The organism is Congregibacter variabilis (assembly GCF_045689235.1).
GTDB lineage: Bacteria > Pseudomonadota > Gammaproteobacteria > Pseudomonadales > Halieaceae > Congregibacter > Congregibacter variabilis.
On the sequence record NZ_CP136864.1, the window covers coordinates 2039006 to 2063487 of the forward strand.

At 55.8% G+C, this 24482-nt stretch carries 19 protein-coding genes; 8 read left to right on the forward strand and 11 right to left on the reverse strand.

Annotated elements, in window-relative coordinates; all coding sequences use genetic code 11:
- Positions 1 to 84: 84 nt before the first annotated feature.
- Genes R0135_RS08965 through R0135_RS08975 form a run of 3 tightly spaced genes read left to right on the forward strand, consistent with a single transcriptional unit; the run spans position 85 to position 4448 of the window.
- The gene (locus tag R0135_RS08965; RefSeq protein ID WP_407346476.1) at positions 85 to 1629 is read left to right on the forward strand and encodes a phytoene desaturase family protein; all 1545 of its coding nucleotides are present in this window, start codon (positions 85 to 87) and stop codon (positions 1627 to 1629) included.
- Positions 1626 to 3248, forward strand: a complete 1623-nt coding sequence (locus R0135_RS08970; RefSeq protein WP_407346477.1) for a phytoene desaturase family protein — start codon at positions 1626 to 1628, stop codon at positions 3246 to 3248. Before R0135_RS08965 ends, R0135_RS08970 begins: the two co-directional genes overlap by 4 nt.
- Entirely contained in the window at positions 3249 to 4448 is a 1200-nt protein-coding gene (locus tag R0135_RS08975; protein WP_407346478.1) for an aminomethyltransferase family protein, read from the forward strand.
- Here the strand turns inward: R0135_RS08975 and R0135_RS08980 are convergent.
- A complete protein-coding gene (locus tag R0135_RS08980; RefSeq protein WP_407346479.1) occupies positions 4445 to 5335 on the reverse strand; it encodes a hypothetical protein in 891 nt (296 codons plus the stop codon). The genes R0135_RS08975 and R0135_RS08980 overlap by 4 nt on opposite strands.
- A 239-nt stretch (positions 5336 to 5574) precedes the next feature.
- On the opposite strand from R0135_RS08980, the gene R0135_RS08985 reads away from it, so the two are divergent.
- Positions 5575 to 6336, forward strand: a complete 762-nt coding sequence (locus tag R0135_RS08985; protein ID WP_407346480.1) for a helix-turn-helix domain-containing protein — start codon at positions 5575 to 5577, stop codon at positions 6334 to 6336.
- A 16-nt stretch (positions 6337 to 6352) separates the two neighbouring features.
- Here R0135_RS08985 and R0135_RS08990 read toward each other — a convergent pair whose 3' ends face one another.
- Positions 6353 to 7732, reverse strand: a complete 1380-nt coding sequence (locus R0135_RS08990) for a glutamine synthetase family protein (protein ID WP_407346481.1) — start codon at positions 7730 to 7732, stop codon at positions 6353 to 6355.
- Between the two features lie 135 nt (positions 7733 to 7867).
- Here R0135_RS08990 and R0135_RS08995 point away from each other — a divergent pair, with 135 nt between their 5' ends.
- Positions 7868 to 9169, forward strand: coding sequence for an NAD(P)/FAD-dependent oxidoreductase (locus R0135_RS08995; RefSeq protein WP_407346482.1), 1302 nt, complete (start codon positions 7868 to 7870; stop codon positions 9167 to 9169).
- A 23-nt stretch (positions 9170 to 9192) separates the two neighbouring features.
- Here the strand turns inward: R0135_RS08995 and R0135_RS09000 are convergent, their stop codons facing one another.
- A complete protein-coding gene (locus R0135_RS09000; RefSeq protein WP_407346483.1) occupies positions 9193 to 9543 on the reverse strand; it encodes a cupin domain-containing protein in 351 nt (116 codons plus the stop codon).
- Between the two features lie 176 nt (positions 9544 to 9719).
- Here R0135_RS09000 and R0135_RS09005 point away from each other — a divergent pair, with 176 nt between their 5' ends.
- Together R0135_RS09005 and R0135_RS09010 are read left to right on the forward strand one after the other, a co-directional pair.
- Positions 9720 to 11303, forward strand: coding sequence for a phytoene desaturase family protein (locus tag R0135_RS09005; RefSeq protein ID WP_407346484.1), 1584 nt, complete (start codon positions 9720 to 9722; stop codon positions 11301 to 11303).
- A complete protein-coding gene (locus R0135_RS09010) occupies positions 11300 to 13042 on the forward strand; it encodes a sodium:solute symporter (protein ID WP_407346485.1) in 1743 nt (580 codons plus the stop codon). Before R0135_RS09005 ends, R0135_RS09010 begins: the two co-directional genes overlap by 4 nt.
- Here the strand turns inward: R0135_RS09010 and R0135_RS09015 are convergent.
- The 3 genes from R0135_RS09015 to R0135_RS09025 are packed head-to-tail and all read right to left on the reverse strand — an operon-like array spanning position 13021 to position 18050.
- Positions 13021 to 14241 (reverse strand): MFS transporter, encoded by a 1221-nt coding sequence (locus tag R0135_RS09015; protein ID WP_407346486.1) that lies wholly within the window; start codon positions 14239 to 14241, stop codon positions 13021 to 13023. The two genes, R0135_RS09010 and R0135_RS09015, sit on opposite strands and share 22 nt — an antisense overlap.
- The gene (locus R0135_RS09020) at positions 14238 to 16436 is read right to left on the reverse strand and encodes an FdhF/YdeP family oxidoreductase (RefSeq protein ID WP_407346487.1); all 2199 of its coding nucleotides are present in this window, start codon (positions 16434 to 16436) and stop codon (positions 14238 to 14240) included. Before R0135_RS09020 ends, R0135_RS09015 begins: the two co-directional genes overlap by 4 nt.
- 27 nt (positions 16437 to 16463) lie before the next feature.
- Positions 16464 to 18050 carry a phytoene desaturase family protein gene (locus R0135_RS09025; RefSeq protein WP_407346488.1) on the reverse strand — a complete coding sequence of 529 codons (1587 nt, stop codon included), beginning with the start codon at positions 18048 to 18050 and terminating at the stop codon, positions 16464 to 16466.
- Between the two features lie 179 nt (positions 18051 to 18229).
- Here R0135_RS09025 and R0135_RS09030 point away from each other — a divergent pair, with 179 nt between their 5' ends.
- Positions 18230 to 19594 (forward strand): aspartate aminotransferase family protein, encoded by a 1365-nt coding sequence (locus R0135_RS09030; RefSeq protein ID WP_407346489.1) that lies wholly within the window; start codon positions 18230 to 18232, stop codon positions 19592 to 19594.
- Position 19595: 1 nt separating this feature from the next.
- Here the strand turns inward: R0135_RS09030 and R0135_RS09035 are convergent, their stop codons facing one another.
- From R0135_RS09035 to R0135_RS09055, 5 genes are all read right to left on the reverse strand, one after another.
- Complete coding sequence (locus tag R0135_RS09035; RefSeq protein WP_407346490.1) at positions 19596 to 20309, reverse strand: DNA-3-methyladenine glycosylase I; 714 nt, start codon at positions 20307 to 20309, stop codon at positions 19596 to 19598.
- A gap of 12 nt (positions 20310 to 20321) precedes the next feature.
- A complete protein-coding gene (locus R0135_RS09040; RefSeq protein WP_407346492.1) occupies positions 20322 to 20813 on the reverse strand; it encodes a VOC family protein in 492 nt (163 codons plus the stop codon).
- A 143-nt stretch (positions 20814 to 20956) separates the two neighbouring features.
- Positions 20957 to 22510 (reverse strand): parallel beta-helix domain-containing protein, encoded by a 1554-nt coding sequence (locus tag R0135_RS09045; RefSeq protein ID WP_407346493.1) that lies wholly within the window; start codon positions 22508 to 22510, stop codon positions 20957 to 20959.
- Positions 22507 to 23823 carry a cytochrome-c peroxidase gene (locus tag R0135_RS09050; RefSeq protein ID WP_407346494.1) on the reverse strand — a complete coding sequence of 439 codons (1317 nt, stop codon included), beginning with the start codon at positions 23821 to 23823 and terminating at the stop codon, positions 22507 to 22509. Before R0135_RS09050 ends, R0135_RS09045 begins: the two co-directional genes overlap by 4 nt.
- Positions 23820 to 24455: a c-type cytochrome gene (locus R0135_RS09055; protein ID WP_407346495.1), complete on the reverse strand. Its 636-nt coding sequence runs from the start codon at positions 24453 to 24455 to the stop codon at positions 23820 to 23822. The genes R0135_RS09050 and R0135_RS09055 overlap by 4 nt, the downstream gene beginning before the upstream one ends.
- Positions 24456 to 24482: the final 27 nt, after the last annotated feature.

Consider the following 24482-nt stretch of genomic DNA (forward strand, 5'->3'; position numbering starts at 1 on the left):
TAGGCGCGGTGGAGTCCACCGGGGCAGCACCGTAGAGTTTGCAGATCATCACCTACCCTTGATCTGGAGTTTCAGGACACCGCTTTGAGCACTTACGACACAATTGTTATCGGCGCGGGCCACAATGGTCTGGTTTGCGCGACGCTACTGGCAAAAGCCGGGCAGCGGGTGCTCGTTCTTGAAGCCAACGATTGTATCGGTGGCTTGGCTGCGAGTCGGGAATTTCACCCGGGATTTCATGCCTCGGTCGCGCAAAGTTTTTATGCCCTGCCTGGCACCTTGATCAAAGATCTTGGCTTGGCGAAACACGGCTTTGAAGCAGCTAGTGCGCCTATGGACACCATCGCCCTGTCGCCGGACGAAGGCCCGGTAACCATAGGCGATGAGAGTGTATCCGGCGTCAGCGCAGACGACGCCAGCGCCTACCAGCGCTATCGACGCCAGCTCAAAACATTCGCCGCAGCACTGGCTCCCTTTTGGGAGAAGACAATGCCCGGCATTGGCGGCAACAGCCTCAAAGAACTGCTGACCTTTGCCCACATGGGCCTCAAACTACGCATGCTCGGCAAAGACGACATGCTGGAGTTTTTGCGGGTAGCCTCACTTCCCATGCGTGATCTGGTCGATGAACATTTTGAAAGCGAGGCACTTAAGGCCGCGCTTTGCTGGGATGGCATCGTGGGCTCAAAGCTCGCGCCGCGCTCGCCGAATCAGGCGGTGCTTACCTTGCTAAATCGTATGGCGGGCAGCCATAGTGGACAACACAGCCTCCCTGCAGGCGGCACAAGGGGTTTTGTGTCGGCCTTACGCGGGGCTGCCGAGGAAGCCGGCGTTGAGATTCGCCTTGGAGCCGCTGTCAAAAACGTTCTTATCGAGGGCGATGAAAATGGCCAGCGCTGTCGCGGCGTGATCCTTGTCGATGGCGAGACTGTAAATGCCAATAAAGTCGTGTCCAATGCAGATCCCAAAACAACGTTTCTCAAGTTAGTGGGTACGCCCCACCTCGAAATTGAATTTAGCAACCGTATCAGGCGTCTGCGCTGCGACGGTTTTGTTGCAAAGCTGCATCTGGCGCTGAAAGATCGTCCGCAATTTACCGGCGTCAGTACCCCGGATGGGCGCATCATTCTCGCGCCGAGCATGGATGCCATCGAATTCGCCTTTGACGATGCCAAGTATGGCCATAGTTCAGAGCATCCCGTGATGGAGATACTGATTCCCAGCTTGCGCCAGCCGAATCTCGCTCCCCCGGGACAGCACGTGTTGTCCGCGCAGATCATGTACGTACCAGCAAATCCTGAAGGTGGCTGGACCCAAGCAAGCCGACAGGCACTGCTTGATAAGCTCATGGCCGTTCTTGAGCGTTACGCGCCGGGGATCGGAGCACTTACACTGAGCGCCGAGCTTCTCACGCCCGCCGATCTGGAGACGCAGTATCACGTCACCCACGGGCACTGGCATCACGCAGAACCGGCTATTGATCAACTGCTGATGATGCGACCCACCTATGAGGCCGCTCAATATCGAACACCCATCGAAGGCCTGTATCTTTGCGGTGCCGGGGCACATCCCGGAGGGGACCTCACCGGCAACCCAGGGCGCAATGCTGCCCGGGAGATGCTGATATGAAGCGCTACGACGCAATCATTATCGGCGCCGGACACAATGGTATTACCGCTGGCGCTTATCTGGCCAAAGCGGGACTGGACGTGCTGGTGGTAGAAAAGAATGATTACATCGGCGGTGCCGCGGTAACTCGCGAGATGCACGACGGCTGGTTTTACTCCAGCTGCTCCTATGTATGCAGCATGATGCGCCAGTCGATCCATCGCGATCTGGATCTCACCCGGCACGGACTATTACTGGTGCCCTACCTCGGCACAGTGAACTTCAGTGACGATGGCCATCGCACGCTTATCGACTATAACGATGAAGAAGCCGCTTATCTGGAGCTGCGCAAGCACTCTCCCCACGACGCGGATGCCATGTCGCGGTTTCAGGCCGACCTGGGCCGCTACGCACAACTGATTCGCAAGACGCTGCTGCGTACACCGCCGGATCCCAGCTCCTTCAAGCCTCGGGACATCATGGAAATGCTCTGGCTCGCCAAGGAGTTTTGGAACCTCGGTGAGCGTGAACTCTACGAGTACATCCGTTTCTTCACCATGAGTGCTGCGGACTTCCTGGAAGACTACTTCGAGAATGATTTGATAAAAGCAGCCATGGCCAGCCCCGGAATTATTGGCACGGCACTGGGTGTTTACTCACCGGGATCGGCATACATCCTGCTCCATCACGTTATGGGTGACGTAGACGGTAGTGTAGGCGCCTGGGGTCTTGCTCGAGGAGGCATGGGTGCTATATCCAACGCCCTCGCAGGAGCACTAAAAGAACACGGCGGAGAAATTCGAACCCAAGCGGGCGTGGAGAAAATCCTGGTCCGGGATGGGGCTACCGTTGGGGTCGCGCTGGAAAACGGCGAAGAGATTTACGCCAACATCGTCGTTTCCAATCTTGATGCCAAGCGCACATTTACCAAGGTGATGGATAAAAACGATCTCCCTGAGGGTATTTACGAGCGCGCCAAAAACTTCAAGATTCGCGGCTCCTCGGGCAAGGTCAATATTGCTCTGTCGGGGATGCCGATCTTTAACAATGTACCGGACAACCGCTATATCAACCGCGGCGGTCAGGGCTTTACCGGCTCACTGGAAACCATGGAGCGAGCCTATGACTGCTGGAAGCGCGGTCGCTGGTCCGAGGACCCGTTTATCGAGACAGTGATTCCCTCGGCCTGGGAGCCCACGGTGGCACCACCGGGATGCCACTGGATGTCCTGCTTCGTGCAGTACTGCCCTCCGACTCTCGCCGACGGCGAGTGGACGCCCGAAAAGCGCGATGCCTTCGGCGCTACGGTAATCAACAAAATCGAACGCTACGCACCGGGCTTCAAAGATCTGGTAGTGCATGCGGAGATTCGCACACCCCACGAAATAGAGAATGAGATAGGCCTTACCGAGGGCAATATTTTTCAGGGTGAGCTCACCATCGATCAGCTTCTTTTCAATCGACCGTTCCCGGGCTACGGGCAGTACCGTATGCCCCTGAAGAACATGTACATGTGTGGTTCTTCTACGCACCCCGGCGGCGGCGTGTCCTCCGCCTGCGGAGCCAATGCGGCGCGAGAGATACTGCGCGACCTCAAGCGACCCAACACCGTGCCCGAAGACGACTGCTACGACGAGTAAATGATGCCCCCTAGCGACCCCTATGCCGGAGAACGCCTGAAGCACTCACACTTTCATGAGCGCCAGGCTGCCATGAATCTACGTGACGCCTGGTCATCCTGGAATGGCTACAAGTTTGCCGATTACTACTACGATGAGAGTTACGAGTACTTCTGTATCCGTAACACCTGCGGCACCTACGACATTTGTCCCATGCAAAAGTACATGATCGAAGGCCCCGATGCCCTGGCCATGTTGAACCGCATGGTCACCCGAGACCTGCGCAAACTCGGGGTCGATCGCGTGACGTATGTTTGCTGGTGCACTGATTCAGGCCGAATGATTGATGACGGCACCATCTTCCGCCTGGGTGAGGAGCGCTTCATGCTCACCTGTGGTAGCCCAAGTCTGGCCTGGCTGCGCAAAAGCAGTTTGGGCTTCGAGCAACTCTCCATCACGGAATACACCGAAGACTTTGCTGCGCTCTCTTTGCAGGGCCCCACCAGTTTCGCAGTCCTCAAACGCATGGGTCTGGAAGCAGTCGGCGAGCTCAAGCCCTTCGGAATCATGCACCTGCCCTTTAACGGCAGCAGCTTGATGATCTCCCGCACGGGTTTCACCGGCGACCTGGGCTACGAACTCTGGATAGAACCCAGCGAGGCGCTTCCGCTCTGGGATGCCCTGTATAGCGCCGGTGAAGATTACGGCATTCATCCCTACGGCGAAGCTGCAACCAACATGGCGCGCATGGAAGCGGCCTTCATCATGCCGGATATGGAATTTAACGAGGCACTAAAGACCATCAATTTTGAATACGATCAGACACCTCTGGAACTCAATCTGGGCTGGTTGGTGGACTTTAAAAAGCCTCATTTCAACGGTAGAGCCGCACTTCTTGAGCAAACGAAACGCGGCCCCAAGCGTATGCTGGTCAAGCTGGACATCGAGGGCAACAAGCCTGCAGACGGCTCGATCCTCTACAGCAACAAGCGCTGCAGCAAAGAAATAGGCTATGTGACCTCGGGCATGTGGTCACCGGCGGTAAAAGCGAACATCGCGCTGGCGATGGTCGACACCCAGGCATTAAAGGGCGAGATCTGGGCCGAGGTGTACTACGAACGAGAGCTTCGCCATCGCCACAAAGTCGCGCGCTGCACGCTCAAGGACAAGCCTTTCTGGGCTCCGGCCCGCGCCCGACAGACGCCTCCGGGGGACTGCTAGGGAGCCACGTCGGCGCGTATTTCCTGACGCCACTGCGACAGGTTCATGCCAATAGCCATGAACCCCAGGATCCAGAGGGCTTCGTCCCAGGCAAACACCCAATGACCCCGGTAAGCCCAATAGGCCGCGATGAGCCACAGTAAGCTGTAGAGAAGTCCCTTAAAACCCTGCGCAATACGCAGCTTAGCCCCGCCGGCCACGCCTTTCTCCTGTAGACGCACCATCACCTCGATCATCATAAGAATCAGCAACCACAGCAGAACCTCAAAAAGATCGGCCCAGGCCAACTCCCATTCAACAACCATGCCCGCGCTGTCTGTGAGCACCTGATTCTGGGCAAACTGAAAAAAGTGTGTATCGCGCGATAGCTGCTCACAGTTAGCTGCACTGAGATCCCAGTACTGGAGATTCCTCGCAAAAGACAGGCCGCTATCGGCGAAGCTACACAGAGCGACGCCCATATGTTCCGTGGCCCGGTTTAGTTCCAGCAGGTATTCGCTAAAAGCAAAAACGGTATGTCCAATTGCCAGATAACAGACAACTCTCAAGCCGTGCATCAAACGCAGACGCCCTTTGGTAAAAGCCGCGTCCGACAGTAAGTAGGTCTCTAACTCCAGCAGCAGGAGCAACAAAAACCATGCAGATTCATCCAGGGTGGTGGCAAACGCCGTGGTCCAGTCCATCCATCGCCACCCCTCGTGCACGGTGTGACGTAAGACGTTGATATCATTACTAAAATAGTGCGCAAAGTTGATCAGCAGTAGACCGTAAACCACGATCTTTAAAATCTGTCGCGGGTTCAAAGCAAAGAATCGGCCACCCTGACCGGCTACGGTGGAATCGGCCGTCCTGGCTGCACTGTCATCTGCTTGGCTTGTGGATTCCAAGAACGGGTCCTGCTGTTGTTTAGCCCCAAGACACTAGCCGCTGCGGCCGAGCCTCTGCCACTGCGCCTATACGCCTGAAAACTCCCAGGCGAACACGCCACAATGCAGTCCAATGGCGATTGGCCGCACATTTCTCAAATCTCCGCCCCGGGACACCGATGATCTATAGTCCAATCAGGCGCGTAGCAGCTTTATACACTATGCTGGACAAAGCTTGGACGCGAGTCAAAAGGTAACAAATGAACGCACAGCAACAGTTTGTACAGACCTATCTTGAGGCATGGAACGATCATGACCCTTCGGGAGTGGCCAGCCACCTGTGCGCCGACGGCTTGTATTGCGACGTACCCAATCAGACCCAGCTAGGGGGAGAAGAACTGCTCGCACATCTCATCGATTATTTCAGCAACGACCATTACCGCTACGAACTTATTGGCGATGTCCTGGTTAACCAGAACACCATGGCGTTTCAGTACCAGGTCATCCCCTTAGAAACACATAGCGGTGCGCAGGGCTGGAGCGGTGCGGAGTTCGTGCAACTTAGGGGTAACGTAGCGCAGCAGATTAACGACTATTATCGCGTACCCGGCGCGCAGTCCCGCCGGGACGGCTTGTCAGAGGAAGGGCGTCGCTACGCAAAATCAGGCCTCGGCGTCGAAGCGATGGAGCAACTACTGTCTGCCCTGCAAAAAGCTATGGATCAGGACAAGGTCTACCTGGACCCGGAACTCTCCCTACCCCGCCTGGCTGACAAACTGGGTTGCTCTGTGAATCATCTGTCGCAGGCCATAAATGCCGGACATGCTATGAGTTTTTTTGACTACATCAATCAATTTCGTGTCACTGAGGCAGCGCAGATACTGCGACAAAAGGACTGTCAGTTTCCGGCGATTCTGGATGTTGCGCTGTCGGTGGGGTTCAACTCAACGTCAACGTTTTACACGGCGTTCAAAAAAGCCACCGGCGAAACTCCCGCAAAGTATCGGCGCGGCGCGCAGTAGAAAGCCTAAGCAAAAATTACAGCGCGCGCAGGTACCACTGATAGTCGAGGTCCGGGACATGACCGTGATAGTCGTCGCTTTCGCCCTGGCGGATCGCTGCAAAAGTATCTACAAATTTCTGCCCCAGATAGTCGGGCAGTATGTCTCCCTCGCGAAACATTTGAATACCCGCATCCATACGTGTCGGCAGAGTTACCGTGTCCTGGGACAGATCAGCCTCGCGGGCGATGGGTTCCCCGGGATCTCGAGCCCGCTCCAGTCCCGCATGCACGCCGGCTAGCACCGCCGCCAGCACAAAGTACGGATTCGCATCCGCACCCGCAATACGATGCTCGATTCGGCGATTAGATTCCGAAGAAGCCGGAATCCGCAGGGCGACCTCCCGGTGGTCATAACCCCAGCTCGCCCCTGAGGGCGCAAAAGCACCTGCCTTGAAACGTCGATAGGAATTCGGGTTGGGCGCGAAGAGCGCCATAGCCTCGTTGATCGTGTCCCCGAGACCCGCCACGGCATGGCGCAGCGCAGGCATTAATCGCGGCGGCATAAGCGGTTCATCATCGGCGAAAATGTTGACTCCGTCTGCGCCATAGACGCTCGCATGAATATGCATGCCACTCCCGGCAAGATCCGCAAATGGCTTGGCCATAAATGTCGCGGATATACCGTGACGCCGAGCCACGGACTTCACAATCCGGCGCAGGAGCATGGCGTGATCACCTGCCAGTACAGGATCACTCTGATGATGTGTATTGATTTCCCATTGTCCCGGCGAGAACTCACTGTGAATCGCCGTCAATGGCACGCCCTGTATTTCGCAGGCCAAGCGCACATCGTTAAGAAAGTCATCAAACTCGATTAAGTCATCGGCCATGCAGTACTGAATGCCTTCCTGCTGCAGGCCGGTTCCCGGGATCCCCCCCAGTAGTGGCTCGGGCCGTGAACCATCTCCATCAGCTACCAGATAGAACTCCAGCTCGGTGACCACCACCGGGCTTAACTTACTCTCGCTATAGCGCTGCAAAACCCGCAAAAGAGGGCTCCGCGGATCTATCCAGCTGTAATCCTCGCCATCTGCATAGGCGACAAGCACCTGCGCTACGGGAGAATCAAGCCAGGGTATACGCGCCAGGGTCCCGGGCACAGGACGAAGGACCTGATCCGGATCTCCGCCAACCTCTTTGGGATCTACACCCTCGTACATATCTCCGCGTATCGCTAAAAAAGGTACGGTGCGCGGCACAGAAAAAGTGCCTTCATAAAGCGAGGTGAACTCCCGCCGTTGAATCCGCTTGCATCGCAATATGCCGTTGTAGTCTGGCATCAGGACTTCCAGGAGCTGAATATCCGGGTTTTTCTCGAGGAAGGTATTGAGTTCTGATGGGGGTGCAAACCGCATAGGGACGTCACGTCTGGGGCGAGTCACAGATCCTAGACAATTGTGCGACCAAGGACCACCTACCGTATAGGGGGAAAGACGTGCCGCCTATGCTTTGGTTAAGCTGCGCCTTTGGGTCCCAAAAAGGAGCAAGCCGTGTTTGGACTACGCGCACCACGGGAAAGTCAGGAGCACACAGACTCCTACTATGCAGCCAGTGCCAACTGGAAAACGGCCTATCCACGTTTGGAAGACGAGCTGAGTTGCGATGCGGTTGTCGTTGGCGGTGGATTCAGTGGTGTAAATACGGCTCTGGAACTCGCCGAACGAGGTCTGGACGTTATTCTTGTGGAGGGCAACCGCATCAGCTGGGGCGCCACGGGTCGTAACGGGGGCCAGATCATTGGTGGTATCGGCCATGACCCCGAACGTTTCATTAAGCGCATCGGCGAGAGTGGCGTGCGCAGTATTTACCAGATGGGCATCGAAGCCCGGGATATTATTCGTGAACGCGTAGAGCGCTACAGCATCGCCTGCGACCTTAAGTGGGGCTATTGCGATGTCGCTCTCAAACCACGTCATATGAAGCAGTTTGCCCAGTGGCGGGACTTCGAGAAGAGCATTGGCAATCCGCACAGTTACACCCTGCTGGATCGGGATGAGCTTAGGGAGTTTGTCGACTCGGACCGCTATCTTGGCGGCTTACACAATAATTCCAATGGACACATCCAGCCCCTGAATCTCTGCATCGGTGAAGCCAGGGCACTGGAATCTCACGGCGGTCGTATTTTTGAGCAATCACGAGTTACAGGATTGGAGCATGGTGAGCGCCCCCGGGTGATTACCGAACACGGGAGTGTTACAGCCAAGCAAGTGGTACTCGCCGGCAACGCATACCTCGGGGGACTTGTCCCAAAACTGGCCAGCCGTATTCTTCCGTCCTGCAGCTCTGTGATTGCAACAGAGCCTCTCGACCCGACATTGGCAGCATCATTGATCCCCGGCGACGTCGCAGTGTGTGATCCACGGACCGCTCTGGATTACTTCCGGCTCTCCGCCGACAAACGCATGCTGTTCGGCGGGCTATCGAATTACACCGGACTGGAGCCCAAAAACCTTGAAGAGGTAATGCGACGAAAAATGGCCGCCGTATTCCCGCAGCTCGCCAATGTGCGCATCGATCACGCCTGGAGCGGCTGGATTGGGATTGGCCTAAACCGCATGCCGCAGCTAGGACAGCTTGCCAGCAACGTGACTTATATTCAGGCCTACTCCGGACATGGCGTAGCACCGACGCATATGATGGCGAAGATCACCGCAGACAAGCTCACTGGCGCACCGGAGCGCTTTGACGTCATGGCAAAAATCAACCACCTGCCTTTTCCCGGAGGAAAGCTCCTTCGCAGGCCGGGTCTCGCGGTGGGAATGGCCTACTACAAGGCACTGGACGCACTGTAGCGGGTCGCCCAGACACCTGATCGTCAGCCCGGCAGGATCATCATGTACACCTTGCGGACCTTCTCGATCACTTCTGCGGTGCCTTTCCAGCCCCGGGGAAATACCCAGCTGTCGCCTGCACGCACTTCGGTGACCACACCGGCCTCGGAGGTAAACTTCCAGTGCCCTTCCAGCAAATGGCAGAACTCCGTGAGGTCCAGGTCCAGCTCCAGAGTGCCCGGCTCGCACTCCCAGGTTCCGGTAATCATATTGCCCTCATTGTAAAAGCCGAGATCCGTCTGCTTGGGCAGCGGGCCCACAGGCTCACCAAAGGTGTCGCATGGTGCAAGTCCGGTAAGTGCTGCGCACTGATGCTGAACGCTAATTTCTGGCATGAACAAACTCCTGTGAACAAAATTCATGATGTACTGTTGAAAAGCGCTGGCGCACGCGGCCAGATGTCTTATGGTGAAGGACGCGGCGATGACTCGCTTCCTAGCCCACCCGCTCGGAGGAGCGCCGACCCGTGAGTTTTTACACTCGATGAGGATCTATAGAAGGACTCGAACCAATGGATAAGCACGCCAGCGATGTCATAGTAATCGGTGCAGGGCACAATGGATTGGTGTGCGCGGCTTATCTGGCCGCCGCTGGCCTGTCTGTACGCGTGCTGGAAGCGCGGGACTGCATCGGCGGGGCTGCGGTCACCGAAGAGTTTCATCCGGGATTTCGCAACTCGGTGTATTCCTATTCTGTGAGCCTTTTGAATCCCAAGGTGATTCGCGACTTATCTTTAGAAAAACACGGTCTTGAGATAATGGAACGTCCTGCGGGCACTCTCAGCCTGCTCGATGGCGATGTACTACAGCTCTCCCGCGACGGCGCTCAGGCTCGTGAAGCTATTGCAAAACATTCCAAACGCGACGCCGCGCGCATCGACGCCTTTGAGGATGAGATATCCGCCGTAGCGATTGCTTTACGTTCACTGGCGCTGCAGGCACCGCCCAATTTCGGCGGCGGATGGCGCGATGCGCTAAGCCTGCTTAAATCCGGCAATCAGTTGAGACACCTGGCTACGGAGCACCAAATTGTGCTCACAGAACTCATGACGCGGTCGCTGGGCGACCATCTGAACAGCTGGTTTGAGAGCGAAGCGCTAAAAGGCATTTTGGGACTCGAAGGCGTGATTGGAAACTTCGCTGACCCGTATCAGGCAGGCACCGCCTATGTGCTCCTGCACCACGCTTTTGGCGAGGTAAAGGGTCGAGCCGGCGCCTGGGGAATCGCCCGAGGTGGCATGGGAGCTATCAGCGACTCCATAGCAGCTGCGGCGCAATCCAAAGGCGTACAGATTGAGACCAACGCTGCGGTCACAAAAATTCTCACCGATGCCAAAGGCGCCAAAGGGGTGCTCACCGAAGACGGCCGGGAATTTTATGCGCCGGTGATTGCAGCGAACCTGCATCCGCAGCTGCTGCTTAAAAAGCTTCTGCCCTCAGACGCGCTGGACGACACTCAGCACCGCCGTATTGACAGCTATCGGAGTCATTCCGCCACCTTTCGTATGAACGTTGCACTGTCGGAGTTACCGCGATTCAGTGCCATGAATGTCAGCGATGACTTCCATTTTATGGGAGCTATCGAGCTCTGCCCGTCGCTACCTTATATGCAGCAAGCCTACCGACACGCCAAAGATCACGGCTGGTCCCAGCGTCCGATCATCTCCATGCAAGTTCCCAGCACCCAGGATGACAGCCTTGCCCCAGCGGGCGGGCACGTTGCAAGCCTGTTTTGCCAGCACTTTCAGCGCCACCTCCCAAAGGGCCAAAGCTGGGACGATGTCCGTGAGCAGGTTGCTGATCAGGTGATTGGCGCCATCGATGAGCATGCACCTAATTTTCGCGCATCGGTGCTTGGCAGGCAGATCAAAACGCCTCTGGATATCGAGCGCGATCTCAACATGGTCGGCGGAGACATATTTCACGGCGCCCTGCACCTGGACCAGTTTTACTCCATGCGACCTATTCCGGGCATTGCGGGATATCGCATGCCCACACCCGGCGTTTACCTCTGCGGCTCCGGGGCACATCCCGGAGGCGGAGTCAGTGGTTTACCCGGCCATAACGCCGCCCAGGCTATTTTGCGCGATCGATGAACATCTACAACATCACCGTCGCCATCAGCGTCATAGCCTTCATTGCCATAGGCAGTTATAGCGGCCGCCGGGTTAAGTCCATCGACGATTACTTTGTTGCCGGACGCCGCGCACCGACCTTTCTTATCCTGGGCACACTCGTTGCCAGCGTATTCAGCACCTCCATTTTCCTGGGAGAAGCGGGCTTTACCTACGACGGCCAGTTAGGCCCCTACTTATTGCTACCCGGCATCGCGGTGACTGGCTACGTCTACGGTGCCTTGTTTTTTGGGACCTTCATTCGCCGCAGCCGCGCACCTACGGTAGCGGACTACTTCGGCAGGCGCTTTGACAGCCATCGCGTTCAACAAGCCGCAGGCGTCACAATCATCCTGGGACTTGGAGGATATCTGTTGGTGGTCACTCAGGGCGCTGCAATTCTTATCTCGGACCTTACAGACCTTAGCTACCCCATGGCGATTCTCTGCGCGTGGCTCAGCTACAGCGTATTCACTCTCTATGCTGGATCACGGGGTGTGATCATCACTGACACACTGATGTTTTTGCTCTTTAGCGGGGCCACCATCGTATTTGTCATCTATCTTCTTGATGGCTTCGGCGGTGTCAGCTTTGCCATAGAGGAACTGTCCCGGCAAAGCTACAAGCCCGACATCACCGCCTGGCACGGGATCATTGGCGAGGGTACCGACTGGCCCACCGCCACGGACTTTCTAATATGGCTCGTCATTGTGGATCTGTCCTGGAGCCTTGTGTACGCCGTCAGTCCCTGGCAATCCAGTCGCCACCTCATGGCAAAAAACGAACACGTTGTTTTGCGAGCTGCAATTTACGCCTGCATCGCTGTCATTTTTATGCAGATCCTGATTTACGGTGCCGGGGGGCTCATCAATCTGGCCAAGTCCGATATCGAGCCATCAGAGACCGTGATGCTCTGGGCGGCCAAAAATCTGGTGCCGGAATTTTTAGGTGCAATCCTCATCGCCGGAATCGTAGCCGCGGCACTCTCTTCAGCGTCGACTTTTCTCTCACTGGTGGGCTTTAGCGTGAGCAACGATCTTGCGAGTCATCGCGGACCACTAAAACTGGGTACCACACGGCTGTTAATGAGCGCTGTCGCCCTCATCGTTCTAGGCTTAAGTATTTTCGTACCCGCCAACGTTTTCTGGATCATGCTGTTTATCGGCACCGTGTTTGCGTCTTCCTGGGGCGCCGTGGGCCTGATGAGTATTTGGAGTACGCGCATTACCGCCGATGGCGCTTTTTGGGGTCTCATTGTCGGCTTACTGGGTAATGTGATTCCCGCCGGGCTCGACTATCTCGGCTTTATCAGCCTACCGAGCTATCTGAACCCGGCGCTGCTTGGCAGTGTCGCAAGCGTGATGGTAATTCTGCTCATAGCCCGCCAACAAAGTCCGGGCGATCAGGAGCGAGCGTACCTGGCGAAACTCCATGAAACCCCCATCGCCGACTGTGACCCTGCAAAAACCCGCGTGACCCTCATCGCACCAGCGTTACTCATGCTCTATGGCGCAGTCATGCCCTTTTTGCTGCTTCGATACTACGTACTGCCCTATCAACGGGGACGCGGCACTGTACTAGGCACAGGCGGTATCAACTGGAATGAAGTCGAAGCCTGGATAGCTTTTGGCCCGGCGCTGCTGTTTGTACCCTTGGGTCTCATCGCCGTGATCACCATCTCCCGGCGTTACGCGCCGCGTCAGGCAACAGCTGTGTCCTGACTGCGCGCTGCCCGCCGCAATTGAGCATAGGCAAAACCATATACCCCGAAGGCCGCCATTGATGCGCAGCCGCAAAGCACAAAAACACCGCTGTAGCCGGCTCCGTATGCCAGTAGTGAGGCCGCCAGATTAGGGCCCACAATTTGACCCAGACCCTGAGCAGCTGGAATCAGCGAGGCGTAACGCCCTGTGTTGTCCAGATTAGCCACGGATCCCATCTGGTACACATCGACAAAAATCCAGAGAAAGTTGAATGCGTAAAGGCTAATCAAAAATCGGGGGGGATCGATTCCAGACACCAGCATGAACGCCGTTGCCGAGTGCAGGACCAATGTGAACAGCAAGGGTCGCGCCACGCCCCAGCGATCACTGATCAGTGTGGCAAACAGGCACCCTGTCACGGAGAAAAACGACACCCAAATCAGCACTTGAGACACCCAGGCTGCATCAAGCTCTGAGTCCACCGTGGCCAACTCTATGTAGGTCCAGTAAGCACCAATGTTGATGTAGGTTAAGGCCATGGCGAGCAAGAACAGCCAGGGCGTGGATGAGGGCACTCCTTGGTCAAGCAATGTACTCAGCGCGGGATCTCTTGGTCGATGCACCACAGAAGCAGGACGCTCAGGGAGCCAGACAAGAAAAAACAGTATCGGTACATAGGACAAAGCGAAGAGACCGTATACCTGAACCATAGAAAGCTTTGGCAACAGGGCCATCTCACCCGCCTGCACAAAAGCAAAAGAAAACAGCAGGTAGTTAAATGCCCGTGCCGGGTTTAGGCGTGCACCAAGAGTAGCTACGGCGACGCCGGTAACAACACCGCTTGCAATGCCTGCGACAAACCGCAGTATCAGGGTATACGCATAGGATTCGACCATGGCGCAAAGAACGTTCGCCGCAATCGCCGCGATAACCGCAACAGCCACCAGTACTCGCCGATTCATGCGCGCCACCAGCAGCGCCGCGATGACCGCGCCCAATGACAGCCCCCCTAGATCAGCCCCGGCAACCCGCCCCACCTGTACCTCGGAAAAACCTAACAAAGCAGACCAGGCGGAACTGATCACAGGGACACCCGCAAGAACGCTGTATCCCACAATGGACATGTACAAACCCATGGCTAGAGAAACCGGGGTATCAAAGACTGTCTTTTGAGTCTCCGTCGACAAATCAGCGCCCTCCATAGCTGCGTCGCTCATGCGGTATCTGTCGCTACCACTGTGCTTCGTTGAATCCTCACGGGGATAGACTTGAAGCGGGGCGTTTGACTTCTGGGATCTCGCTCGCGGTCAGTGAGCACATTGGCTTCAGGGTAATAGGCCAGCAAACTTCCAGAGGGAAGATCGAAGGACTGCACATTCAGGCCGCGCATCTCGCCATGCGCCGATAACACATCAACACGATCCCCTTTCTTGACGCCCAAGGCCTCAAGATCCACAGCCGACACAAGCACGGTCCAGCGATCTGCGCCGTAGCGGTAGCTGTCTGTCTCCTCATAAATGATGCTGTTGAACTGCCCCTCACTGCGAACACTCGCCAATAAAAACGGGTAAGCATCTTGCGCGTCATTCACTGTAGGCAGAGAACGCACACGAAAGCTTGCCTTACCGGACGGTGTATAAAACTTGGGCGTATGCATCAGGCGGCCGCGCACATGAAACTCTTTCTTTGCAACGCCGATATCCTGTAACTGCTCCATACCGGGAATAGTGCGCGCAATCGCCTCACGGACATTCTGGTGATCGGCAAAGCCAGCGAAGTCCACCACCGCATCCGGCATGAGGCGATGCCCCAGATCAGCCAGAATAGCCACCTCAGATCGCACGCCTTCAAGTCGATGGATACCGCCGTCACTGAGGCGCACATAATTAAACATGGACTCCTGAGTGGTGGACTGCAGTTCTTCATCTCTGGCCGCAACAGGGAGTATCAGCAGGTCGCCGGCAACGCCGTAAAGGTGCCCCTGATTCAGGGTGGTCGTCATGTGGATCCGCAGCCCGATGCGATCCAATGCCTTTGCAGCCCAGGTGGAGTCTGGCGTAGCAGCATACAGATTGCCGCCAACCACGCAGGCCACGTCGATTTCGCCTTTATCGGCTGCCTCTAGCGCTGCCAGCGTATCCATCCCCGATGATCGCGGCAGGCGAACACCGAGCTCGCGCTCGATATTGTCAAAAACTTCTGCTGCCAGCACCGGCTTTACTCCGATGGTGCCAATACCCTGAACGTTGCTATGACCGCGCAAGGGAAGCAATCCCGCGTAGCGTCGACCGAGCATGCCTCGCAGTAGCGCTAGATTGGCAATGTACTCTACGTTTTGGCTACCAAAGCGATGATGAGTCATCCCCATGCCCCAGGCGAACACCGCATTCTTACTCTTTGCGTAGATTCCCGCCACGCGCTCAATGTCAGCACGACTCAGTCCAGAACCCGCACTGATTTCGTCCCAACTCGTGGCGTCGATATCCGCGCAAAACTCCGACCAGCCATCACAGTACTGCTCAACAAAAGCCGTATCCTGTGAACCGATGCTGAGCACCGCTTTGGCAAGCCCTTTGAACAAGGCCACATCTCCGCCGATGCTCGGCTGCAAATAGGCCGAGGCAATCTCCGTTCCGCCGCTGAGCATGGACCGCGCACTTTTGGGTGCTGCAAAGCGCAACAAGCCCGGTTCTTTCGCAGGATTAATGACAATCACCTCGCCGCCCCGCTCCCGACAGGCAATGAGTTTGTGAATAAACCTGGGATGGTTAGATGCCGGATTGGCGCCGATGACAAAGATCAGGTCACAGCCATTCAAATCATCCAGCTCTACCGTTGAGGTGCCGGTACCGATGGTTGACTCCAAACCGACACTGGTCGCCTGATGGCAGTAGTAAGAGCAGTTGTTGACATTGTTCGTGCCCCAGAGCCGCGCAAGCAATTGCAGCAAGAAGCCGGATTCATTGGACGAACGCCCGGATGAGTAAAAGAAGGCGCGCTCGGGATCGGTCGCCGTCATGCGCGTGGCCGCGACATCCATGGCCTCATCCCAACTGAGCTCTTGAAAGTGCGAAGCGCCCGCAGCTTTAAATACCGGCCGTGCTAAACGACCCGCGTGCTCCAGCTCTTTGGGCGTGAGTTCGCGTATCTCATGCAAACTATGCGAAAAAAATTCAGCAGGAATGGCCGGCTGCACATCGGTCGACTGAGCCTGGACACTTTTATTGCACACCGACGGGAACTCTCCCGCCTCGTTAGTCATGCCACCTTGTTGACCACCCATGCCCAGGCCGCAGGCTTTGCAGGCGTTTTTGGATCCGAGAGCTTTTGCAGAGTTGGCCAGGCCCATACGTCTCACGGTCTTGAGCGTGTACAGAACCTTCTTTGCGCCTCCTCCAACTATTTCTGTCACGGAGCTCTCCTGCCTGAGCACATAGGATTATCGATCCCGCAAAATACGCTTTGCCGCATTGTGACCGGGGGCACCGGTAACACCGCCCCCGGGATGAGATCCCGAGCCACAGAGATACAGACCCGGCACGGGAGTCGCATATTGCGCGGCCTGCGGATGAGGCCGCATAGAAAACAACTGGTCCGGCTCCAGGCGGCCATGACAGATATCGCCGCGAGTCATGCCCAGCATACGCTCAAGATCCAGCGGCGTTAAACACTGCGTCGCCACCAGGATATCTGGGAGATTGGGAATAAAGCGCGTGACATGATCGAGGATATTTTGGATGACTCTGGGCTTCTGCTCGTCCCAGGATGCGCCATCCGCCAGATCATAGGGCATGTACTTGCACAGTAAGCTCATCACATGATGACCGGGCTGATCAGTGAGCTCCTGATCCATGGTGCTCGGTATGATCGCCTCAATGATCGGCGGCTGTGCGGGAACACCGGCCCGGGCACTCTGGTAAGCCTGATTCAGATGCTCTGCACTTTCGATAAAAGTGATGCTACTGCGATGCGGATCACCAATGTCGGCGCCCGGGATTGCGGCAAACTCGGGCAGGCCGGACAACGCCAGGTTCATTCGCAGCGATGCCGACTCCTGCCTGAAGGCTTTGATGTCTCGCGCGAAGTCCTGGGGAAGATGCTCTTCTCCCAGAAGCTTTAAGAAGGTCCGATTGGGGTCAGTATTGGCGGCCACCACCGGCGCATGGATAAAGTCTCCGTTCTCAAGACGAACGCCGGTCACTATGCCACCGTTAACCTCAATCTTCTCTACTGCGGCATCTGTGCGAATCTCGACGCCGTGGGCCATGGCCGAGGCTGCCATCGCCTGCGTGATCGCTCCCATACCGCCTTTGACGATACCCCAGGCGCCCTTGCGGCCGGCAATCTCGCCCACCGCGTGATGCAACATGGCGAGACTCGCACCGGGCTGTGTTAACGGTGCAAAGTTGGCGGGCATGATATGGGCGGCCACCATGGCCTTAATCTTGGGGCTCTCGAACCAACGCTCAATGATCGACTCTGGAGCACCAATAAAGAACTGCATCAGGCGCCAGCGCGCTTCCTCATCGAGACGATACACATCCATACTCAGGCGTAGACTCGACAGAATATCGGTCAATCCATCCATTGCCAGTTTTGGCGGCTCCCGCAGCCACTGCTTGGCCAGCAGGCCCCCTACCTGATCGACCGTCTCCTCAAAGGCAAGATAAGCGTCGTAATCCACGGCCGAATATTTGGCGAATTGCGCTCGGTCATGGGCATCGTCACCATTGAGCAGCAGAAAATCGCCGCGAGTATCCAGGTACAAGGAGTTCTCAAGGAGAATCGGCTCGTAGCCATAACGCTCAAGCTCCAGATCCCGAACCACCTCCGGCCGCAACAGACTCACCACATAAGACGCAATGGAGTTGCGATAGCCCGGGTGAAACTCCTCGGTTACAGCGGCACCCCCAACGATGGACCGACGCTCCAGCACACACACGCGCATGCCGCCCCGGGCCAGGTAATTGGCAGTGGTGAGTCCATTGTGTCCTGCGCCGATAACAATCGCGTCAAAGTGGCTCAAGCGGTCTTCCTCAGCTATGCTCAGTTGGAATCCTAGCGCATCCCCCTGAAGGGTGATTTCACTCCCTATACGGAAAGAAGATAGTAAACAAAGACCGTGGAGAATGCGTCAGCCTTAATGATGTGGTCTGCACTTTTAGAAATCCGTCAGGCGGGCCTGTCTGGCGTTGGAGTTTCCTTATGACAAGCATCGAACAACCCCTGGATCACTCAGCATCTGGCCTTACCGATACGATCACTCCGGCGGGACTTGATGCACACTGGATGGCTTATTCGGGCAACCGTCAGTTTAAGAAAGATCCACGGATCATTGTGGGTGCCGATGGCATCTACTACATCGATGATAAAGGCCGACGCATTATGGATGGCCTGTCGGGTTTATGGACCTGTGGCCTGGGACATAACCGGCCGGAAATTGCAGATGCGGTAAACCAACAGCTGCGCACCCTTGATTACTCTCCGGCCTTTCAGTTCGCCCAACCCAAGTCCTTTCAGCTTGCCGAGCGCGTTCGAAATCTGATGCCTGAAGATTTGGACTATGTCTTCTTCACCGGATCCGGCTCCGAGTCTGCAGATACATCACTGAAAATGGCCCGGGCCTACTGGCGTCTCAAAGGACAGCCCAGCAAGACGCGTCTCATCGGTCGCATCAAGGGCTATCACGGCGTTAACTTCGGCGGCATTTCTGTCGGTGGAATAGCCGCCAATCGCAAGATGTTTGGCCAGGGCATAGAGGCCGACCACCTGTCGCATACGATGATCCCGGAGAATCAGTACCAGCGGGGAATGCCGGCGCACGGTGCCCATCTTGCCGATCAGCTTCTGGAGATGATTGCACTGCATGATGCCAGCAATATTGCAGCGGTGATCGTAGAGCCCATGGCAGGATCCGCCGGGGTTCTGCCACCGCCCGTGGGTTATTTAAAACGCTTGAGAGAGATTTGTACCCAGCACAACATACTGCTGATTTTCGATGAAGTGATTACCGCCTTCGGCCGCTGTGGAGCCATGACCGGTGCGGATGCTTATGGCGTAGTGCCGGACATTCTGAATACGGCCAAGCAAATTACCAACGGTGCTATTCCCATGGGCGCGGTCATCGCTCGAAAGGAGATTTATGACACCTTTATGGCACAGGATTCACCAGAGCATCTATTAGAGTTTTTCCACGGTTACACTTATTCGGCTCACCCTGTGGCCTGTGCTGCCGCACTGGCGACACTGGATGTGCTGGAGCAAGAGCAACTACCCCAGCGCGTCGCCGAAAAAGCCCCGCTGCTGGAAGAAGCCATTCATGCATTACACGGTGCGCCCAACATCACTGACATCCGCAACTACGGATTTGCCGCCGCGATCACGCTAGCCCCCAAGGATGGAGATCCCACGCTGCGACCTTTTGAGGTAGGCATGCGCATGTGGGAAAAAGGTTTTTATGTCCGCTATGGCGGCGACACGATTCAGCTAGGCCTGCCCTTTGTGATCAAGGATCAGGAGATAGAGCAATTGTGTGCAGCGCTGGGAGATGCAGTGCGGGATTCAGCCTGAGTTAGCGCGCTATACCCACGTGATTCTGCCCATAGCTGAAGGACACTATGCGACTTAGCTGAGACAAAGAACGTCCAGACTGTGCTCGTAGCTCATTGAAAAACTCCTGAGTAGCCTGCAGGGATTTTTTGCTGGTGGTTCCACCATCAATGACACCGCGATTTCGCAAAAACCCCTCGACGTCCTGTGTCAGCAAAAAGCTATCGACACCCAGAGCGCGCAAAGCATAGGGACCGGTGTTACCCCCCAAGCGGCTGCCCTGTTTTTTCAGGTACAGCCATAAGCCAATCACGTCATCCTCTGGCCAGTTCGCCACAAACTGTCCAAAGCTCATACCATTGCAACGCTCGGTCTCGGCAATCATCGTGGCGTTTTCGCGCACGGTCTTCACCTTGGTGAAATTGCGGATGATGCTGGGATCTTTGGCTTTTCGCTCGAGCATGTCATCGGGCATCATCAACAAACGCTCAACATCAAAGCCCCAAAAAACGTCTTCGAAGTTGTCCCACTTTTGATTCACCACCCGCCACACAAAACCTGATTGAAAGACTTTGCGCGTGAACTCTGCCAGATACCGATCACTGCCGAGCTTTCTCAACTTCGCTTTGCTTGCGTTCTTTGGTAGCAAGGACTCTACGGCAGCTGGACCACCCTTGCGCTCACAGGCAAGCCCATAAATCACCTCGTAGCTGAGGGGGTTCAACGTTTGGGCCATAGCTATGTCTCTCTACAGAAAAGGCTGCCAGCGCTCCAGGTACACCTGAAGCAGTTCGATCCGCGTACCATCCGGATCCACACAGGTGGCCACATCAGCCAGACGTTCGTGACACTGCTGGGGTGGTGATAGAAACTCCACACCATCATTACTCAGTGTTTCATAATCAGACGCCAGATCTTCGCTGACCAGACAGATTCGCACCAAACCAAGATCTTTGTTCTCCAAGGGGTCACGCTGCGCCAGATCAGAAAACTCCGTGAGATCAAGCTTTGGAAAACCGTCGTCAAGCTGCAATATACACGCGCGACCCGTGACTGAGTCCGAAATACCTAATGCTGTGGCGCTAGCCGCATCGAGTGTATTCGCCTGCTGAGAATCTAAACCCAGATACGGAATACTCGGGAGAAAGATGTCGAAACCAAGTTTTTTATAGAAATCAACGGACGCATCAAGATCGCGAACGTTAATATTGATATGACCCCAGGAAAAATTAGTACTCATTGCTTAACTCCATGACAGCACAACAGCAAGCCGAGACGCCATCGCCTCGGCCCTAATATCGCCTAAAAGAGAAACAACGCCTCAGCAGGTTTTTTTGGGAACTGGCCCGACGCGTAAACGACAGAGCCGCCCATAAGAATCCCTTAGCGGGTCACCGACAGCATGTACTCGGCAACAGCGAGACGTGTCTCCTCATCCAGATAGTCCTGCTTGGGCATCTCTGGGTAGTCCTCGCGCTTTTTAACCGGCGCGGCGATGTACTCGGCAAGGCCATGGGGGTTTTCCATATACAGGGCCTGAATGATCTTGACCGGCGGACCGATCATGCGGCCTTCGTAGGTGTGACAACCTGCACAGATACCCAGGTAGGCAATCTTGCCCCGCTCGCCAGGCTCTATCACCCTGGGCTTCACCGGCGGCATCAAATAGTTACCGATAGTCGAGGTGTTGGTGAAATCGCACTCCGCGTAGTCATCAATACCCGAGTGCACATAGCGGTGACGATTGATGATGCAGCTGTCATTGCTGGGACCAATGGCAAAAATATCGGGATTACCCGTTTTGAAATCGGCAAGCATCAATCCCTTGATCTCAGGAATCGTGTCGTAACCATTGTTGTGCATGGTGTTGTTCAAAATCATCAGTCGATCAGAGTTCGGATCAGCCTCGGGGTCGACAGTCACATTTGTCAGCTCTGCGGCAGTATTGTGATCTACCGTCATGATGCCCACAGTTTTGTTATTGGTGATGATATTTCCCTCGACCACCACATCATCCGCCGCCATGATCATGATTCCGGTGCCGGCAGGGATGCCACCGACGGTAGAGCCTGGAGCTCCGAAGTTAGGCGTGTTGTTATCCGAGATCCAGTTGTTACGAATAATGACGTCATAGGTGGTTTTTATGGGCAGTCCCGGGGTAATAAAAGCCAGAACGCCGCCAGTATTGTTGTAGACAAAGTTGCTTTCGACGATGGCGTGACGGCTGTTCTCAATCTCAATACCGGCAACACTGTCGAAGACTTCGTTGTAAGCCACGTGGATGTTGTCGCTCATCCCCACGTAAATGGCGGCGTCTTCAATACCCGACACCACATTGTGCTCCACAACGCCATTGGTACCCAGTTGCGGAAAGATGCCGTAGACGCCCGTATCAACAATAATATTGTCGCGGATCTCAAAGTTGTTACCCGCCTGGCTCATGATCGCATTGCCTTTGTACTTGGTGATCAAAAAGCCTTCTACGACGATGTTATTGCCCGAGAATAAAATCGCATCATTGAGCGTGCCCTCGCCATCCAGGGTGGCGCGCTCAGACCCCTGAACAATACCGATCAGGCGAATGCCATCTTTATCGATGTACACAGTCTCGCTGTAGGTGCCGGGCATGACATGAATAGTGGTGCCGGGATCGGCTGCAATCACCGCTTCCTGTATGGACTCACCATCTTTCACAGTGACCACCACGTCCGTCATGGGCGGGCCTGCCACAAACTTACTGCTGCCCTGCACCATGTATTCCTTGGCCGCCGCTACGTCGGCTTCACTGGCGGTGCCAGTGGTACTGCCGCCATAAGACGCCCCGCCACTACTGCTGGTAACTACCGGAGCAGATCCACCGGTTTTTTTGCCGAACTGCTGTCCCGCCGCAAAAGCGGCGATAACCAGTACTACGGCCAGAATTCTTCCCATACTCATGATGCTGCTCCCAGAGTTAGCTCCACTGCGTCGCCGGAATCCCGGGCAACCGCGTTGGAGGTGTGCGAGGTTTTATTGCTTTTGCTAAAAGGTGAAACACCAATGGGCGTTAAGCCCGACGGTACGCTTTTAGGTATCGCTGGAGTAAATGTCTCGTCGGTCAGTGTGCCCAGAAAGTCCACCAGGCGATCAAGCTCGACGTCCGTCAGATTGGGCTCCCAGATATGCCAGTGAATATGCATATCCACACCCTCGGGCACCGCATGGCCGCGCCCGCCGGTATAAAACGCCACAGCTTCACGAAGCGTTGCAAACCGCCCCGAGTGCATATACGGCGCTGTTTTTGCGATGTTGCGCAGCGTAGGAACCTTAAAGCCCCCTTTCATTTTGGGTGCATCCCAGGTGGCCTCAGCGCCAATATCCAAGGGCAGGCCCTCAGGCTCCGGGGAACCGATCACCGCAACTTGCTGATTGGTGAACAAGGGCGGCGTATGACACTCCGCACAGCGGGCGACAAACGATCGGAAGACATTCAGACCTTCGATCTCGTTGTCATTAAGCGCAGCGTGATAGCCATGGGCATAACGGTCATAGCGGCTGTTTAAGGAAATCAGCGAGGTCTGGAATGCTGCCAAGGACAAATACACTTGCCCAAGGCTGATCTCGTCCAGCTCACCATCAGGAAAGGCCTGGCGAAAAAGGCGACCATAATTCTCGTTCCCCTGAAGCGTTGATAGCAGCTGTGCCGGCGTGTTGGCCATCTCCTCGGGCGAATAGAGGGGGCCCTGTGCCTGCTCTTCCAGAGAGTCGGCTCGCGCATCCCAAAACAAATGCTTAAGAAACGCTACATTCCAAAGCGTGGGCGAAGAGCGCGGTACCTCATGCCCGGCAACGCCGATGGCTCGAGCTCGGCCATCACTAAAGCCCAGATCCGGATGATGACAGCTAGCGCAGGACGTAGACCCATCACCCGATAGCGCGGGATCAAAAAACAGGTAACGGCCCAGATCGATTTGTTCGGGGGTGAACCCGTCTCGATGCGTGGGTAGCGCAGTTTGGGTTCCGCCAACACCACGATCCTGAAGTGAATCGTAGAACTGATACATATTGCGCAGTTCACAGCTGCCTGCCTCGGTCTGCTCAAAGCTCGGCGGACAGCGATCCTTAAGGACAATCCCTTCAGGGGATGCTGTGCTCATCGCAGATTGAGTCTCCAGCCCAAACTCTACCGCATCAGATGGGCTATTGGCTGCCAGGATCACCAATCCCAGCACGCCAAGAACGACAGCTCCCGTATAAATCCTGACCATCATTGCGACAACAGGTACCCGATAACGTCATCAAGATCTTTATCTGTCGAGAGCATTGTTGCCATCATCTGCATTTGTCGGCCGTAGCGGTCATCCGGATGGGACCCGCGAATACCCAGAGCAAAATTGTTGTATTGCCGCCGTAGGTAGGTCTGACCCAGACCCGCCAGGCGAGGCGCGTTCATGCTGGCATTGCCTTTTCCGCCGGGGCCATGGCAAGCTCCGCAGGAAGCATTGTACTGAACCTCACCATTGCGTTGATCGTGCTCTATTGTCTGCGAAGATGCCGGCATTGGCAGCGAAGTGATGTATGCAACAACATTTTCGACGGCAGCATCGTCTGCCAGAGTAGCTGCCATGCCCTGCATCTGCTTACCCAGAGCGTCCCTGGGATCTTCACCACGCACCCCCGACTTAAAATGCTGAAGCTGGCGGATGAGATAGGCCGAGTCCTGCCCTGCCAAAGCCGGCCCGTTCATCGCGTCAATACCTGCAGCATCAATGCCGTGGCAGGCTCCACAGGTACCGTAAAGCACCTTGCCCAACTCAAGATCCGCCGCACGGCTGCCCGCACTAAGGCTCAGCAGCGTTAAAACAGCCACGACCGGCAAACACATCTGCTTGATTCTTATCATTGTATTTTTCCCTGCCGCAGTCATTCT